The following is a 15931-nucleotide window of genomic DNA, read 5'->3' on the forward strand; positions in this document are numbered from 1 at the left end:
CCTGCTTTTTATGGTCAGAACTCTTCCGGCCTGAAGACATCCAGAATCAGGCTGGTGAATCCCAACTGGCCGGAGCCTGCTCGCCACGCTGCATTGCGGTCATCGAGGAAGCTGCTCCGGCCTATTGGAGCCTCGGCTGGGTTCCAGTCGGCGCGGTGAAACTGGCCCGCCGCGTCCCACCATTCCAGCGGGCGCACCCGGAAGCCAGCCGCCTCGAAGATGGGCGCGAAGGTTTCCAGCGTATACACCACCTGATGATCGGCAGCGGGACCGGGGCCGTTGACCGCCACCAACGCCTGATACGCCGGGTCAGGATGGTGGCCGTCCGGCACAGCCACGCGCAGAAATCCACCGGGCTGGAGGTACTGGGAGACCAACCGCGCCGCCGCTCTCCCCTGCTCCAGGGTCAGGTGTTCCCAGACGTGTTCGCACAGGAAGGCATCGGCCCGCGCCTCGCCAAAAAAATGAGCAAAGGTGGCAGGCTTCAGCAGATCCAATTCTTCTTGCTGGGTGGGAATCCAGCCGTTCCAGCGCTGTGTCCCGGCTCCCAGGGCAACGTTCATGCGTCCTCCTGTGTACTCAGTTCTGCCCGCTGCGCCCGCGTCAGGCTTGCCCAGACCAGCGCGTGACTTCCGGCCAGCAATTCCTGCACCAGGTCGTCGGGCACACTGCCGTCCAGCGTGACCGTGATCCAGTGGCGCTTATTGAGGTGATACCCCGGCACGATGGCGGGGTGAGCGGCCCGCAACTGGTCGCCGTGTTCCGGCCGAATCTTCAGCGAAAGCGTCAGCGGATCATCGTTGATGCCCGTCAGCGCGTACATTTTGGCTGTTTCCGGGCCACCCACCTTCCAGACCAGTGTGTCCATGCCAAACGGAAAGGTTTCGTGCGAATGGGGCAGGGCCGCGCAGGCTGCACGCAGATCGGAGACAGAACGCATGGAGGCAGTCTGGCACGCGGGCAGGGTTTCAGCTTTCGGTGATGATGTCCAGCCCTTCCGCCGTGCCCAGTGCTTCGTTGGCCTCGGTCATGCTGGCATCGCCGCCGAGCATGGTGCTGACTTCGCCTGCGCTGAGGCCCTCGGTACTGGGCGTAGGCATGGGCGGAATGGGGCGCTGGGCAAAATCAGCTGGCGCGTCACCCTGTTCGGCGGGCGTGTGTTCAGGCGCGGCCTGATCTGCGCCGCGCACCGAGAGCGCGGGATTTACGGGCAGGGCGTCGCGGTCATCGTTCTGGGTCATGCCCCAGTCTGCGCGGGATGTGTCAGGAGCGTCTGACGGTTCGCTCAAGAAACCGTGATGAACTGACGCCATGCGCCGCCTCGTCCTTCTGTTGCCGCTGCTGCTGTCGGCCACTCCTGCCCCAAGCGCCGCCCCCGACCTGATGCGCGTGGCGGTTCTCAGCGACTTCAACGGCTCTTATGGCAGTCTGACCTATCCTCCCGACCTGAAATCCACCCTCGACCGCATCATCAACACCTGGAAGCCAGATCTGGTGCTGTCGGCGGGCGACCTGATCGCGGGCCAGAAAGCCAGCCTGACCGACGCCAACGTGCGCGGCATGTGGGCCGCCTTCGGGCGGGAGGTGCGTGCGCCACTGGCACAGGCCGCCATTCCCTTCGTCTTTGCGCTGGGCAACCACGATGCCAGCCTGACGCGGGATCGGCGGGAAGCGGCGGCCTACTGGAAGCAGTTTGCCCCTGCCGGAACTGTCGTGGACGCCGCGCAGTATCCCTTCCGTTACAGCCTGACCCGCACCGACCGGGCCGGACGAACCCTCTTTCTTGCCGTGCTGGACGCCAGCGGGCCGGGGGTAGACGCCGCGCAGCGGGCATGGCTGGCCGCGCAACTCGGCACACCGCAGGCGCGGGCAGCGGGTGTGCGTCTGGTCGTGGGGCATCTGCCGCTGGCAGGCGTCAGCGAGGGCAAAAACAGACCCGGCGAGGTGATCGCACAGGCCGCCGCCCTGCGGGAAGTGATGGAGCGGGGGCGCGTGCTGGCCTATGTCAGCGGGCATCACGCGGCCTACTACCCGGCCCGACTGGGCAGGCTGAACGTCCTGAACAGCGGCGGAATCGGCGGGCGAGACTACGTGGGCTTTCCCGGCACGGCCCGCAGCGTGGTCAGCGTGCTGGACATCGACTTGCAGGCCGGAAGCGCCCGCCTGAGCGCCGTGGACGCCGGGACGGGCGCGGCCATCGACCCCACAAAACTGCCCGCCCAGATCAACGGATTGGGCGGGCCACTGCTGCGGGTCAATGAATTTCGGTGAAGGGAGGTTGAATTACTGACTGCGTGGACGAGATGGCCCCCCGCCTTTTCCCACTCGCCACGCACCGAAGTTGGCCCTTACTTCGGCATCAACTTGTAAAACTCCATGCCCCGCGCCGTGCGGTTCTGGAATCCGGGCCAGTAGGTATCGTCGGCCTTGGGCGTGCCGTCGGCGTTGCGGCTGAATTTGCCGTCGTTGGACAGGGGCGTGGGCACATTCAGGTAGGCGGCGGCGGAGGCCATCCCCTTGAGTTTGGTATCCAGAAAGGCCGTCACGAAATGCTGATTGATGTTGTTCAGGCGGCCCATGTCCCACGCGGGTTCGGCGTAGTGCATGTAGTCGTCAAAGCTGTTCAGGGTAATGGCGGGCGGCGGATTGGGAGCCGAGTTGTGGCTGGCATTCTGGTAGACCAGCATGTACCGCTCGGCGTTCACGGCATTCTCAAACAGGGATTTCACGCCGCCCGTGTAGCCTGCCACGTCATCCTTATCGCCCACGATGAACAGAGTCGGCACCTTGAGGGCCGCCAGCCCCGCTTCATCCCAGAAGCCGTATGCACCACCAAAATTGACGCCGATAGAGCGCACGGCGGCGTCTCCTCCCCACGGAGCGAAGGCCACCACAGCCTTGACGCGCGGGTCGGTGGAATAGGCCCCGGTCTGGCGGGCGGCCAGTGCGCCCCCCGGCACCAGCGGCAGCATCTGCGGGCCAAAGCCTGCGCCCGCCGCGTTCAGTGCACCGTAACCGCCCATGCTGTAGCCCACCAGCCCGGTCTGATCGGCGTTGACCATGCCGCTCAGGACACTGCCGCTGCCCGCCGCCCCCAGCCGCGCCATCTCGTTCAGCACGAACATGTCGTCCAGCGGGCGATTCAGCAGCGTGCTGGCAAAAGCGGCCTTATCGCCGTGGGTGCTGTCGGTGTGGTCGATGGCCGCCACGATATAGCCCTTGCTCGCCAGATTTTCGGTCAGGTAGGTCATCAGGCTGCGGCTGCCGGGGTAGCCGTGAGACACGATCACCAGCGGAAACGGCCCGCCCTGAAGGTTGGCCGGGGCATTGCGGGTGGCGCGTCCGGGCGTGGCAAACGGCGTATTGGGCCGCTTGGGATCGTTGGGGCCGCTGCCCAGCACGTCGCCGTAGGTGGTCGCGCCCGCGCCGCTGGCCCCGGTGGTGGGATACCAGACTTCCACCGTCAGCGGGCGGTCATAGCGTGGGGTGGCCCCTTCCTTGGGCGCGTTCACGATGTCCAGTTGGCCGGGATTCACCAGCTTGACGGTCTGCACGCCCACCGCATAGTTGCCGCGTGGACTGAGGGCGGGGGCGTCTGGGCGCAGGTCTCCGGGCACCGACAGGGGCGGCAAGGCCACCGGGGAAGTCTGTGCCATGCCCGGAAACATCAGGCTGCAAGAGGTCAGCGTTCCGGTAGACAGGAGCGCCGCGACAGTGATGGAAAGGCCAAGTCGTTTCATGCTGAACCTCGCAGAGCAAAGGGAGCGGGAGAGGGCAAACCGGGCCGAGGCCCAGGTCCCATGACAGAAAACGCCGACAGAGGAAGGCAGTGAATTGTCTGTTACGGGCTTCAGCCTAACGTCAAACGAGGCACAGGGCACCTAGATTAAGGTCATCTTTATATTGCCGTATTCCTCTGTCCAGCCAGCACAAAAAGCCGGAGCAGTTTGACGCTGCCCCGGCCTGTACTTGATTGTTGTCCCTACCCAGCGGCTTACTCTTCGCTGTAGGTCTTCTCGATGGGCAGGCCCACGCCGTTGCCCCATTCTGTCCAGGAGCCGTCGTAGTTACGGACGCTGGGGTAGCCCAACAGTTCGCGCAGCACGAACCAACTGTGGCTGCTGCGTTCCGCGATGCGGCAGTACGCGATCACGTCTTTGTCGGGCGTCACGCCTTCGCCGCCGTAGAGGGCGGTCAGTTCGTCGGCGCTCTTGAAGGTGCCGTCCTCGTTGGTGGCCCTGGCCCAGGGGATCGAGCGTGCGCCGGGGATGTGGCCGCCGCGCAGCACGCCTTCCTGCGGGTAGGCGGGCATATGCGTGACCTTGCCCGAAAACTCGTCGGGGCTGCGAACGTCGACCAGTGCGCCCGTTCCGGCCTTCACGCTTTCCAAGTGCGCCCGAACTTCATCGCGGTAGGCCCGCAGGCTCTCGTCACGGGTAAGTTTGGGGTAGGTGGTGGGCGTCACTTCGGTGGCGTCGGTGGTCTGCTCGCGGCCTTCCGCGACCCATTTCTGGCGGCCTCCGTTCATCAGTTTCAGGTTCTTCACGCCGCTGTAGCTCAGGAACCAGTAGGCGTAGGAGGCCCACCAGTTGCTCTTGTCGCCGTACAGCACGATCTGGTCGTCTTCCTTGATGCCGAGGCGACCCAGCAGCGCCGACACCTGATCGGCGGTAATAAAGTCGCGCTCCACGGGATGCCAGAAGTCGCCCTGCCAGTCCACCTTCACCGCGCCGGGAATATGGCCTGTGTCGTACAGCAAGATGTCTTCGTTCACTTCCACGAGGCGCACGCCGGGGGTATTCAGGTTCGCGGCCACCCAATCGGTGTTGACCAAAACGTCTTTGGCATAGTTCTGGGTCGGGCTTGCTTGCTGGGTCATGGGGATTCCTCCTGAAGAATGTGGGGGGGCAGGGCCACCATACTAAGCGGTGAGGCAGACTGGTGGTGGGCTTGTCGGCCCTGACTGTTCGGCCTGATTGTACCGAATCGCCCTACTAATTGACAAAATGGGTCAACTGGACAAGCCTTACCATATCCTGCCCAGCCTCGGGGGTACAGTGGCCATATGACCGCCGACTCCACCCCCCCCACTGCGCCCCTGCCCGAAAAACTTCAGAGCATCGTGGATCTGTTCCGGCGTGCGCCCAAGCCGCTGAGATTGCAGGCGCTGCTGGAATACAGCCGCAAATTGCCGCCTCTGCCGCAGGAATACATCGATCACCCGGAATTTTTGCAGCCCGTGCCCGAGTGCGCCAGCCCCTTCTTTCTGGTCACAAAAGAGGAAGGCAGCGGCGTACAGATGTTCTTCAAGGTGCCCGAAGAAGCCCCCACCGTTCGCGGCTACGCGGGCATTCTGAGTGAGGCCCTGAACGGCGAGAGCGCGGAAACCATCCTGAGCGTACCCGATCAGTTCTATATGGACATGGGCCTGACCGAACTGATTACGCCCATGCGTTTGCGTGGCATGGGCGCGATCCTGATGCGGCTGAAGCGGGATGTGCAGGCGCACGCGGAAGGGCAGTAAGACCAACCCCCAGTCGGCTGTGCCGCCAGCCCCCCTTAAAGGGGAGCGCAAAAGCTGTTAGGTCCTCCCCTCTAAGGGGGGCGTTGCGCCAGCAACGGGGGGGTTCACCTTTCAAGTCTCCCGCACTACCGCCGCAGTTTCCTCGCCGCCTCATCTGGCGTAATTTCCCCGCGTTCCAGCCGTTCCAGCACTTCCGACTGGGGGTCAGCGGCCTCGGGTTCGTAACCGATGGCCCGTAGCAGGGTATCGAAGCGGGCGCGAACGGTGGGATAAGACACGCCCAGCACGCGCTCCACTTCCTTGAGGTTACCGCGTACCCGCACGTACAGGCGCAGGAATTCCAGATTGTCGGGCGTGAGGGTCGCAAATTCGTTGAGGGTAAAATCGCCGCGCACCGTGACGCCGCTGCTGGGAAACCGCAGTTCGGTCACGGTGGGCGCTTCCGTTTCATCGGGAAATGGAATGGGCAGGGGGCGGGGCATGGGATTCACTGTAGGGGATGGAGTGTGGAAGGTGGAACGTGGCAACGGCCCAACCACGTTCCACTCTCCGCTCCTTCTACGAAAGTGTCAGCTTGACGCTGTTGCCTTCGCTGTCTTCGGCGTTGATGAGGTTGCCGGGGGGCGGCGAGGCTTCGATCAGGAGTTGCAACGCCTCGATGCTCAGGCCAGCACGTTCCAGGGCGCGAATGCCGTGCGGGGGAATCAGTTTGTGCAGGTGCGCGGCGAGGCTCACGGGCAGGTTGGCGTCGTATTCGTCGCCGCCGCTGGATTCCACCTGTACGCGCAGAATCCGGGCGGTCACTCCGGCGCGGGGGGGCGCTCCCGCCGAACCGATCAATCCGCCCACGCGCCCCAGCACGCTGTTCACGCCTTCCATGATGCCGTCCACATTCACGTCTACATTCATGCCGCGTCCGGGGGGATGGCGATCAAAGCGGGCCTGTTCTTCCCAGGTCCAGCCGGGAGGCCCCGGAGGATTGGGGGGGCGCGGCGCGGCAGGCGGAGTATCACGCACGCCCCGCAGCAGCAGCAGATGCTCGGCCACCTGCCCGGTATCGAGGTCTTCGCGGGCCAGCAACGACCCGATCAGTTCGCGGTCTGCGTCGGTGAGGGCCAGCCGCGTACTCAGGGCGGCCAGCAGCGGCGCGGCGTCGTTCAGGTCGAGTTTTCCGGCCCGCACCAGATCCAGAATGCGCTTGACTTTTTCTCTCATGATGTCACCCCCGATCCGCTCAACACTTTGACCTGACCCGCCGAGACCCGGCAGGAAAGCTGCGCGTCGCCGCTGCCCAGTTGCCCCTCATGCTGGGTATTCAGAAACCCGCCCGATTTGCGTGTGGGAAAGTCGGTTTTGAAGGCTCCCACCGTCACCTCGGCCCTCAAGTGCACGTTGCTGCCCTCTTTGAGGTACAGGGTCGCGTTTCCGGCATTCACTTCCAGACGGTGGTCGCCGCCCGTGAGCAGGCCCGCCCAGCGCAGGTTGCCGCCGTTGATGCTGGCATTCAGGCTGTGTGCGCCCTCAAGGGTCAGGTTGCCACCGTTCACGTTGAGGTGGGTGGGGCCGCCCAGTTCGGTGGCGGTCAGGTTGCCGCCGTTGACTTCGGCGTTCAGGCTGGCGGCGCGGCCCATCCGCACATGGCCGCCGTTCACCTCGGCCTGCATTTCTCCGTCCAGATCGGGCAGGGTCAGGCTGCCGCCCTCCACCTGTGCATGCACATTCCGGGGCACAAACGGCAGGCTCAGGATGGCTTTCAGATTCAGACCGTGATGACCCGAGCGAGCCACCCGGCGCACGACCCAGCCGTGAGCGGTGGCCTGCAAAGTGACTTCGCCGTCGCGGTTGGCGCTGAGCTGGGGGGCAAACAGACGGGCATCTTGCAGCACCGTGAGGCCGTAGCCCGTGACATGCAGATCAAGGTCTGGGGGGCAATCGCTGAATTCATCCGTACTGAGCGTGGGCATCAGCGTCATGCCCTCGGCCCGTTGGTCTGCCGACAACCCGGCTTCCGGCCCTTCGCCTTCCAATAACCCTGCCGCCTCATCGGGGGTGAGTTTGCCTTCGGCCACCAGACGTTGAACCTGCGAGCGGAAATCTTCGGGGGGATGCTGTTCATTCATGCTCGTCTCCTTTGAATGAATATATAGAAACACCAAACTCACAGATTGTCAAGCGCAGTTTTAGACTTAATGAATATCTCGGCGCAATTCGACCCGCTGAACGCACTCCCAGCCCAAACATTGGAAACGGGTCCGGAGGGACTAGCAATCTGAAGTTGCTATTTGCAGAACTTCCGCGCTCCGGCCTGCCCTGCCCCGTATCCTCTAGCTCATGACCCTTCCCGAACTCACGCCCGCCCAGCGCACCGACGTAGAACTGCTGGCGCGGGGCAAGGCCGAGAAAAGCCGTACCCTGCGCGAACTGGGCCAGACCGAAACGCCCGAAGCCGCCCACGCCCTGCTGCTGCGGCTGGGCCTCTGGACGGAGGCCCGCACGCCCTATGCAGACCGTCTGGGCGCGGCTCTGACCCCGGTGACGCTGCCTGTGCCCGACTTTGCCGAAGAAGCCCGCCTCGACCTGACGCACCTCGAAGCCTTTGCGATTGACGACGACGGCAACCGCGACCCCGACGACGCGGTAGGGATCGAAGCCCTCCCAGACGGCCTCACCCGCCTGTGGGTACATGTGGCCGATGTGTCGGCGCTGGTGACGGCAGACAGCCCGCTGGACTTGGAAGCCCGCGCACGCGGCGCGACGCTGTATCTGCCCGACCAGACCATCGGCATGCTGCCCGATGAGTTGGTGGAACGCACCGGACTCGGCCTGCACGACACCATGCCCGCGCTGTCGATCAGCCTCGATCTGGATTCGGACGGCAACGCCGACGCCGTGGACGTGTGCCTGAGCCGCGTGCGCGTGACCCGCCTGACCTACTCGCAGGCACAGGGGCGGCTGGACGCGGGCACAGAACCCTTCTTGACCTTGGCCCGCCTTGCCCGTGCCAGCCGCGATCTGCGCGAATCGGAAGGAGCGCTGAGCATCGACCTGCCCGAAGTGCGTGTGAAGGCCGATGCCCACGGCGCGGAAGTGTCGCCGCTGCCCAAGCCCGAAATGCGATTCGTGGTGCAGGAATGTATGACCCTGGCCGGATGGGGAGCCGCCATCTACGGCGACGACCACAGCATTGCCCTGCCCTTTGCCACGCAGGACGCGCCCACCCGCGACGTGCGCGGCGACACCCTGCCCGCCCAGTGGGCACGCCGCCGCACGCTGGCCCGCACGCGCTTTCAGCCCTCGCCGGGGCCACATCACGGCATGGGGCTGGAACTGTACGTGCAGGCCACCAGCCCCATGCGCCGTTACCTCGATCTGGTGGTGCATCAGCAGTTGCGCTCGCACCTGACGGGCACCGAACCGCTGGGCGGAAAAGCCGTGGCTGCCCGCGTGGCCGAGGCCCAGATGAACGCCGACGCCACCCGGCAGGCCGAACGCCTCAGCCGCAAACACCACACCCTGCGCTACGTGGCCGCCCAACCAGACCGTGTGTGGGACGCCGTGATCGTGGACAGACGTGGCCCGCAGGCCACCCTGTTGATTCCCGATCTGGCCTACGACCTGCCGCTGAGCACGCCCGCCCCGGCAGGAACGGCTCTGCGTGTGCGCCTGACCGACGTGGATCTGCCGAAATTGACTGTGCGGGCCAGAATCGTCACGGGGGAATGACCCAACGGCACTGGAAACGAAACCAACACGTACATTGTGAAAAACTTGGCGAAAGTTCAGCTTACACTCCACGGTCGGAATCTCCAACAAAAGTCTGTACCCGCTTCAAACAACGCTTGGGAACACACCTTTGGCACGCCAAATCCGGTTCACCTTTCATTCATCTACTGCGCTACACGCTTAAAATCGGGGCCATGAACGGCGCGACCTCTGACGTGAACTTGCAAAGCGCACCCTCTGCCCACGGTGCCGGGCTGCTGCCCACCGATATCGTGGCTCTGCGGATCAGCCATTGCCGGGCCGAACATGCCGAGGGTGGGGCGCAGTATCACCTCGCCGTACGCCACTACCGCGACTGTCTGGAGGCCGCCGAACGCCGCGAAGATGCCCGCGCCACACAGTTTTTTGCGCTGAAACTGGCTTCCTGCTACGACATGATGGGCTTTGCCGAAAAAGCCGACATCTTCCGCGCCCTCGCCAGCACCGATCTGGGCGACACGCCGCTGATGGGCTGATTTGACCTGACTGAACTTAGACGGGCGAGGCGGGGATGCTTCGCCCGTTTTTAGTGTATTTATGGGACCAAAAAGATGGGCTATGGGCTGTGAATCCCCCACAACGCTGAGGTGTTCACGGCCCATCACCCTCCCAAAATCACCTTCCCCAAACGCTGGAATGCGACAATGCCCCACGTGACTAGCTCTGATCTGCCTGCCCCCGAACAGCACCTGCTGCCGCAAGACGCTTCTGCCGCCTCGCAGGGCTTTGCGATGCCCGCAGAGTGGGCCGCACACGCCGCGACGTGGATGGGCTGGCCCGCCGACGATGACCTGTGGTTCGGGCATCTGGACGGGGTGCGGGCCGAGTTTGCCGAGCTGGTGCGGACCATTGCCCGCTTTGAACCCGTGCATCTGCTGGTGCGCGACACCGAGAGCGAGCAGGACGCCCGTCAGCGGCTGGAAGGGGCGAACGTGTCCTTCCATCATGTCCCGCTGGACGACGTGTGGATGCGCGACAACGGCCCCATTTTTGTGACTCGGGGAATGGGCGCAGACGCCGACCTGAGCCTGATCAACTGGCGTTTTAACGCGTGGGGCGGCAAATTCAACGCCGACCATGATGACCGCGTGCCGGAATACGTGGCGCAGTCCCTCGGCCTCACGCACTGGGACAGGCCCGAGGTGCTGGAAGGCGGCGGGCTGGAGGTCAACGGCGCGGGCGTGGGCCTGACGACCCGTTCGTGCTTTCTGACCGATACGCGCAATCCGGGCCTGACCGAAGAGGATTACGCCGAACTGCTGCAAGGAACTTTGGGCCTTCAAAAGCTGCTGTGGTTGGATGGCGGGCTGGAAAACGACCACACCGACGGCCACATCGACACCATCACCCGTTTTGTGGATGAGCAGACCATCGTGACCAGCGTGGAACCCAACCCCGAAGACCCCAACCACGCCACGATGGCGGGCAATCTGGCGCAGTTGCGGGCCATGACCGACCTCGGCGGCCAGCCTTTCCGGGTGGTGGAGTTGCCGCTGCCCGCAGACCGTCTGGAGGGCGCAGAGGGCCGCCTGCCGCCCACCTACGCCAATTTTTATATCGGTAACGGTTTTGTGGTGGTGCCCCAGTACGGCGATCCCAACGACCTGCCCGCGCTGGAAGTCCTGCGCCCCCTCTTTCCGGGCCGCGAAGTGATCGGCCTGAGCAGCCGCGCCATCATCGAAGGCGGCGGAAGCTTTCACTGCGTGACGCAGCAGCAACCGCTGGGACAGGCGTGGAATGGGGAGTGAACTGACTCTCGCCCTTCCCATTCCCCCCGCACTTGGCCCCGAAACTGATCTGGGCGGCGGTTACAGCCTGCGCCCCGTGACCAATGCCGAGGCTTGGGCAATGGCCGACCACTTGGAGGCCAAGGCGTACCAGAGCGTGTCGTTCGATTGGCAGGCTGACGCCCCGTTTGCCTTGCCACAGGGCAAGCGCCACGCGTGGCTGATCCTGTTTGCGGGCGAGGTGGCAGGCTGGCAAATCTCGCGGCAATGGGACGCCCGCACCGCGTATATGGTCAATACGGCGCTCTTGCCGCAGCACCGGGGCAAAGGGGTGTATACCCGCCTGCTGCCCGTGGTGCTGGAGGTCCTGAAAGCCGAGGGCTCGGCCCTGGTACGCAGCCACCACCACGCCACCAACAATGCGGTGCTGATCCCCAAGTTACGGGCCGGATTCTGCCTTCAGGGCATGGAGATAGACCATCACGGAGTTATAGCCGTCCTGATCTATAGCTTCGACCCCGTGTACCGCGAGTACATGGACGTTCGCTGCGGCCTGAAACGGGCTGAGGGAGAAGTCGCGCGGCGGCTGGGAATGGATGTGCCAGAGCCTAGGCCTTCTGTGCCGGACGGTTCTTCGCCCGCTTGATGGTGGCAATACCCGCGCCGGAGCGCAGGACTTCGCCGTACAGGTTCCACCAGATCAGCGCCGTATCGGGGTCGCGGGTCAGGTTCTCGAAGCGGTAGTAGGCAGCGCTTCCATCGGGCAGCACAAAGGTGGGCGTACCGAACACTCCGATTTCGGCAGCCTCGGCCAGTTCTGCACGCAGGCTGGCGCGGAGGCCCGCTTCATTGGCGCGGGCGGCAGCAAAGGCGCTCAGATCCAGTCCGGCAGTCTGGGCGGCTTCGGCAATGGCGGTTTCATCCAGCGTCTTTTTGTGTTCGTGGACGGCACGGTACAGCGCCAGCGTAAAAGCCCAGTGCAATTCCTCACCCTGCTGCGCGGCGGCGTGGGCGGCCAGAAAGGCGGCCAGGCTGTGCTGCTGGTACGGGCTACCTTCATCCAGCGGTTGATCGGTCAGCCACCACACCGGGCCGCCCGCCGCCGCGTTATCGGCGTGGTTGCCCTGCACCAGCGAAAAATGCCGCAGCCGGAAGGTGTGGCCCTGCGCCCGCAATACGTCGGCCAGTTCCAGACCGCGCCAGGCGTAGGGGCACAGAAAGTCAAAGAAGACATCGGTGGGAGCAGCAGGCGCAGCAGTCATGCCGGAACGCTAGCACAGGCGTAATGGAGCAATCGGGGCGCTCACTCCTCATTTGATGCAGCAACCAAGTGGCAAGAAACAGTCAAGGCAGCGGCGGCAGGAGTCGAATTCAGCGCCCCGCACCTTGCCGATTCGATCACCAAAGCGACAAAATCTGCCCTGATCACTTCTGTTTCTGGCTGGGTCAGGTAGCCTGAAGACATGAGCCGCACCCCCGACACCCTGAATCTGGCCGTGATCCAGATGCACGTGACCGACCAACTGCAAGACAACGTGGCCCGCGCTGAGGCCCATGTGCGCGACGCGGCCAGGGCGGGCGCACAGGTCATCTTGCTGCCCGAACTGTTCGAGAACCTGTATTTCTGTCAGGTGGAGCGCGAGGAATACTTCGAGTTGGCGCACCCGCTGGAAGGCCACCCGTTTATCGGGCGCTTTCAGAATCTGGCGCAGGAACTCGGCGTGGTGCTGCCGCTCTCCTACTTCGAACGGGCGGGGCAGGCGCATTACAACAGCCTCGTGTGCATCGACGCGGGCGGCGCGGTGCTGGGCAACTACCGCAAAACCCATATCCCCGACGGCCCCGGCTACGAGGAAAAGTACTACTTCAATCCCGGCGACACCGGATTCAAGGTCTGGGACACGCAGTTTGGGCGCGTGGGCGTGGGCATCTGCTGGGATCAGTGGTATCCCGAAACCGCCCGCGCCCTGATGCTGGGCGGAGCCGACTTTTTGCTGTATCCCACCGCCATCGGCAGCGAACCCGAAGGCGTGGAAAGCCCCAACAACCATTCCATGTGGCAGCGGGCCATGCAGGGCCACGCCGTCAGCAACTCGGCGTATGTGGGGGCCGCCAACCGCATCGGCACCGAAACCGTGGGCGACCTCACCCAGACCTACTACGGCCACTCCTTTCTGGCCGACTACACCGGCGAAATCGTGGCCGAACTGAACGAGGCCGAGGAGGGCGCACTGACCCAGACCCTCAACCTCAAAGAAGCCCGCCGATTCCGCGCTGGCATGGGCTTTTTCAGAGATCGCCGCCCAGAACTCTACGGCTCGCTGATGACGCTGGACGGGGTGACGAAACGGGGGTGAGAGACGCTTCGACCACGCTACAGCCAATGATGGATGCTGGCTGAGGTGGGCAACTCCTTGCAGACTGGGCGACTGAACCCTCCCGTTGCTGAATAACCCCCCCGTTGCTTTGCAACGCCCCCCTCAAAGGGGAGGACAAGGGCGTTTGTGCTCCCCTCTAAGCCTCTTCGGAAAGTGAGAGGGGAAGTGGTCAATAAGCTGTGCTAGAACGTGTCCCCCGCTCACCCCCTCCCCAGCCCTCCCCCCTCAAGGGTGAGGGAGCTAAAAATCTCAGCCTAAACAGATTTCTCTTCCAATTAACTTGGCTTTCCTGGATACGCTCTCAAGGGGACTAGCTGGGGGGTTGGGTCTTGAACTCTGTACCCACTTCAGCGGCCTGCCCCCGCACACTGCTACAGTTCCCGGCATGAGTATCAGCGTTGATCTGTCCAGCAAAACCGCCCTCGTGATGGGTGTTGCCAATGCCCGTAGCCTCGGCTGGGCCATTGCCGAGCAATTGTTGGCCGCCGGGTGCCGCATGGGTTTTTCCTATCAGGGCGAGCGCCTGAAGGGAGAGCTGGACAAGCTGCTGGCGGGGCGTGAAGGCGTGTGGACGCAGCAGGCCGATGCTACCAGTGAAGAAGACCTGACGGCCCTGTTTGCCCGCGTAAAAGCAGAATTCGGCACGCTGGACATGCTGGTACACTCCATCGGTTTTGCGCCCCGCAGCGCGATGGATGGCCGCTTTGTGGACACCACGCCCGAAGACTGGAATACGGCCCTGAGCGTCAGCGCCTATACGCTGGTCTCCACGGCCCGCCACGCCGAACCGCTGCTGAATGCGGGCGGCAGCATCGTCAGCCTGACCTACCATGCTTCTCAGCAGGTGGTGCCCAAATACAACGTGATGGGTGTTGCCAAAGCCGCGCTGGAAGCCGCCACCCGCTACCTTGCCTCCGAAATGGGCGCGGCAGGCGTGCGCGTGAACACCATCAGTGCAGGCCCCATGAGAACCATCGCCGCCCGCTCTATTCCGGGCTTTGGGGCCATGTACGACAAGGCCGCCGCCGCCGCGCCGCTGGGCCGCAATGCCACCCCCGAAGAGGTGGGCAAACTGGCCCTCTTCCTCCTGTCCGATCTGGGCAGCGGCATGACCGGACAGACCGTGTACGTGGATGCCGGGGCCAGCATCATGACCATGAAAGTGGACTGAGCGGGCATTGGGGGTGGCGGGTGAATCCCTCCATTGCTCCCGCAATGCCCCCCCTTAGAGGTGGGGACCAAACATCTTTTGCGCTCCCCTTAAGGGGGCTGGCGGCGAAGCCGACTGGGGAGTTTGCTGGTAACGCTGGAAGCTTAACCCCCCGTTGCTCCCGCAATGCCCCCCTTATAGGGGAGGAAAATGATGGGTTTAGGGCATCATAGAGGCACCATGACAGCCCTAGACCTGCCCTATACCCTCGATATTTTGCTGCGCCTGCTGGATACCCCCAGCCCTACCGGGTTCACGGGCGCGGCGGTGGTCCTGATCGAATCCGAGTTGTCGGCGCTGGGCGTGCCTTCTGTTCGCACGCGTAAGGGAGCGCTGACGTGGGAAGTGGCCGGAACTGGGCCGGGGCACACCACCTTCAGCGGGCATGTAGACACCCTCGGCGCAATGGTACGCGGTGTGAAGGGGTCGGGCCGCCTGCTGCTGAGTGCACTGGGCGGCTACGACTGGGCCACGGTGGAGGGCGAAGATGTACGCGTGCATACCCAGTCGGGCCGCGTGGTCACGGGCACGGTGGTCAATATTCGCCAGAGTGTGCATGTGCACGGCGCGGCCCTGCGAGAGCTGCGGCGAGAGCAGAGCGTGATGGAAGTGCGGCTGGATGAGGCCGTATTTTCGGCGGCAGATACGTTTGACCTGGGCATCGGCGTGGGCGATTTCGTCAGCTTCGATGCGCGGCCCCGCCTCACGCCTGCCGGGTACGTCAAGGCGCGGCATCTGGACAACAAGGCAGCGGTGGCGATCTTTCTGGGCGTTACGCGCAAGCTGCTAAAAGCGCCGCCCGCCCGCACGGTGGCTTTTCATGTCACCACCTATGAAGAAGTGGGGCACGGGGCCGCCACCGGCATCCCGGCGCACACCGACGAACTGATCGCCGTGGACATGGCTGCCATAGGTGATGGGCAGACCAGCAGTGAACACCATGTGACGCTGTGCGTGGCCGATTCGGGCGGCCCCTACGACCACGATCTGGGCAACCGGATCAGGGCGGCGGCGGCGCAGGCCGGAGTAGCGTTGCGCGTGGACATCTACCCCTACTATTCCAGCGACGGCACAGCGGCATGGCGAGCTGGCGCAGACTACCCGGTGGCCCTGATCGGCCCCGGCGTGGATGCCAGCCACGCCTACGAGCGCACGCACACGGACGCGCTGACGGCGACGGGGGCGCTGATGCTGGAGTACGTGAGGGAAGGAGTGTAGATCGTGAAGTGTGGATCGTGGAAAAAATGTTGTGGACATCTAGGCTGACATCCGTCTCACAGGATTAAAAGCTCTCGCCCTTCCCCACGATCCACGATCTACCCCCTACAAC

At 64.0% G+C, this 15931-nt stretch carries 18 protein-coding genes; 9 read left to right on the top strand and 9 right to left on the bottom strand.

Features of this window, described 5'->3' with window-relative positions; genetic code table 11:
• Positions 1-14 precede the first annotated feature (14 nt).
• From F561_RS0109870 to F561_RS0109880, 3 genes are read right to left on the bottom strand one after another with little or no spacing between them, the layout of a single operon-like run.
• Entirely contained in the window at positions 15-563 is a 549-nt protein-coding gene (locus F561_RS0109870; RefSeq protein WP_019009798.1) for a class I SAM-dependent methyltransferase, read from the bottom strand.
• Positions 560-940 (bottom strand): MmcQ/YjbR family DNA-binding protein, encoded by a 381-nt coding sequence (locus F561_RS0109875; protein ID WP_019009799.1) that lies wholly within the window; start codon positions 938-940, stop codon positions 560-562. The genes F561_RS0109870 and F561_RS0109875 overlap by 4 nt, the downstream gene beginning before the upstream one ends.
• A 28-nt stretch (positions 941-968) precedes the next feature.
• On the bottom strand, positions 969-1241 hold the full coding sequence (locus F561_RS0109880) for a hypothetical protein (protein ID WP_019009800.1): 273 nt from the start codon (positions 1239-1241) through the stop codon (positions 969-971).
• A 70-nt stretch (positions 1242-1311) separates the two neighbouring features.
• On the opposite strand from F561_RS0109880, the gene F561_RS0109885 reads away from it, so the two are divergent.
• Positions 1312-2271, top strand: coding sequence for a metallophosphoesterase family protein (locus F561_RS0109885; RefSeq protein ID WP_019009801.1), 960 nt, complete (start codon positions 1312-1314; stop codon positions 2269-2271).
• Positions 2272-2348: 77 nt separating this feature from the next.
• Here F561_RS0109885 and F561_RS0109890 read toward each other — a convergent pair whose 3' ends face one another.
• A complete protein-coding gene (locus F561_RS0109890; RefSeq protein ID WP_019009802.1) occupies positions 2349-3740 on the bottom strand; it encodes an alpha/beta hydrolase family protein in 1392 nt (463 codons plus the stop codon).
• 254 nt (positions 3741-3994) lie between these two features.
• On the bottom strand, positions 3995-4879 hold the full coding sequence (locus F561_RS0109895; RefSeq protein ID WP_019009803.1) for a sulfurtransferase: 885 nt from the start codon (positions 4877-4879) through the stop codon (positions 3995-3997).
• A 186-nt stretch (positions 4880-5065) separates the two neighbouring features.
• Between F561_RS0109895 and F561_RS0109900 the strand changes: the two genes are divergently transcribed.
• Positions 5066-5524 (top strand): SufE family protein, encoded by a 459-nt coding sequence (locus tag F561_RS0109900; RefSeq protein WP_019009804.1) that lies wholly within the window; start codon positions 5066-5068, stop codon positions 5522-5524.
• A 125-nt stretch (positions 5525-5649) separates the two neighbouring features.
• Here F561_RS0109900 and F561_RS0109905 read toward each other — a convergent pair whose 3' ends face one another.
• The 3 genes from F561_RS0109905 to F561_RS0109915 all read right to left on the bottom strand — a co-directional run bounded on the left by F561_RS0109905 (position 5650) and on the right by F561_RS0109915 (position 7644).
• On the bottom strand, positions 5650-6006 hold the full coding sequence (locus tag F561_RS0109905) for a DUF2089 domain-containing protein (protein ID WP_019009805.1): 357 nt from the start codon (positions 6004-6006) through the stop codon (positions 5650-5652).
• A gap of 76 nt (positions 6007-6082) precedes the next feature.
• The gene (locus F561_RS0109910; protein WP_019009806.1) at positions 6083-6739 is read right to left on the bottom strand and encodes a hypothetical protein; all 657 of its coding nucleotides are present in this window, start codon (positions 6737-6739) and stop codon (positions 6083-6085) included.
• Positions 6736-7644: a DUF4097 family beta strand repeat-containing protein gene (locus F561_RS0109915; protein WP_019009807.1), complete on the bottom strand. Its 909-nt coding sequence runs from the start codon at positions 7642-7644 to the stop codon at positions 6736-6738. Before F561_RS0109915 ends, F561_RS0109910 begins: the two co-directional genes overlap by 4 nt.
• Before the next feature lie 211 nt (positions 7645-7855).
• Here F561_RS0109915 and F561_RS0109920 point away from each other — a divergent pair, with 211 nt between their 5' ends.
• The 4 genes from F561_RS0109920 to F561_RS0109935 all read left to right on the top strand — a co-directional run bounded on the left by F561_RS0109920 (position 7856) and on the right by F561_RS0109935 (position 11659).
• Positions 7856-9247 carry an RNB domain-containing ribonuclease gene (locus F561_RS0109920; protein ID WP_019009808.1) on the top strand — a complete coding sequence of 464 codons (1392 nt, stop codon included), beginning with the start codon at positions 7856-7858 and terminating at the stop codon, positions 9245-9247.
• Between the two features lie 194 nt (positions 9248-9441).
• Positions 9442-9762: a hypothetical protein gene (locus F561_RS0109925; protein WP_019009809.1), complete on the top strand. Its 321-nt coding sequence runs from the start codon at positions 9442-9444 to the stop codon at positions 9760-9762.
• Positions 9763-9930: 168 nt separating this feature from the next.
• Positions 9931-11034, top strand: a complete 1104-nt coding sequence (locus F561_RS0109930; RefSeq protein ID WP_019009810.1) for an agmatine deiminase family protein — start codon at positions 9931-9933, stop codon at positions 11032-11034.
• Positions 11024-11659, top strand: coding sequence for a GNAT family N-acetyltransferase (locus F561_RS0109935; protein ID WP_019009811.1), 636 nt, complete (start codon positions 11024-11026; stop codon positions 11657-11659). The genes F561_RS0109930 and F561_RS0109935 overlap by 11 nt, the downstream gene beginning before the upstream one ends.
• On the opposite strand, the gene F561_RS0109940 is transcribed toward F561_RS0109935, so the two are convergent.
• Entirely contained in the window at positions 11622-12275 is a 654-nt protein-coding gene (locus tag F561_RS0109940; protein ID WP_019009812.1) for a DsbA family oxidoreductase, read from the bottom strand. The two genes, F561_RS0109935 and F561_RS0109940, sit on opposite strands and share 38 nt — an antisense overlap.
• A gap of 201 nt (positions 12276-12476) precedes the next feature.
• Between F561_RS0109940 and aguB the strand changes: the two genes are divergently transcribed.
• The 3 genes from aguB to F561_RS0109955 all read left to right on the top strand — a co-directional run bounded on the left by aguB (position 12477) and on the right by F561_RS0109955 (position 15819).
• On the top strand, positions 12477-13370 hold the full coding sequence (gene aguB / locus F561_RS0109945) for an N-carbamoylputrescine amidase (RefSeq protein WP_019009813.1): 894 nt from the start codon (positions 12477-12479) through the stop codon (positions 13368-13370).
• 406 nt (positions 13371-13776) lie between these two features.
• A complete protein-coding gene (locus F561_RS0109950) occupies positions 13777-14562 on the top strand; it encodes an enoyl-ACP reductase FabI (protein ID WP_019009814.1) in 786 nt (261 codons plus the stop codon).
• A 219-nt stretch (positions 14563-14781) separates the two neighbouring features.
• Positions 14782-15819, top strand: a complete 1038-nt coding sequence (locus tag F561_RS0109955) for a M42 family metallopeptidase (protein ID WP_019009815.1) — start codon at positions 14782-14784, stop codon at positions 15817-15819.
• The last annotated feature ends 112 nt before the right edge of the window (positions 15820-15931 follow it).

Origin of the sequence: Deinococcus aquatilis DSM 23025 (assembly GCF_000378445.1) — a bacterium.
Taxonomy (GTDB): domain Bacteria; phylum Deinococcota; class Deinococci; order Deinococcales; family Deinococcaceae; genus Deinococcus; species Deinococcus aquatilis.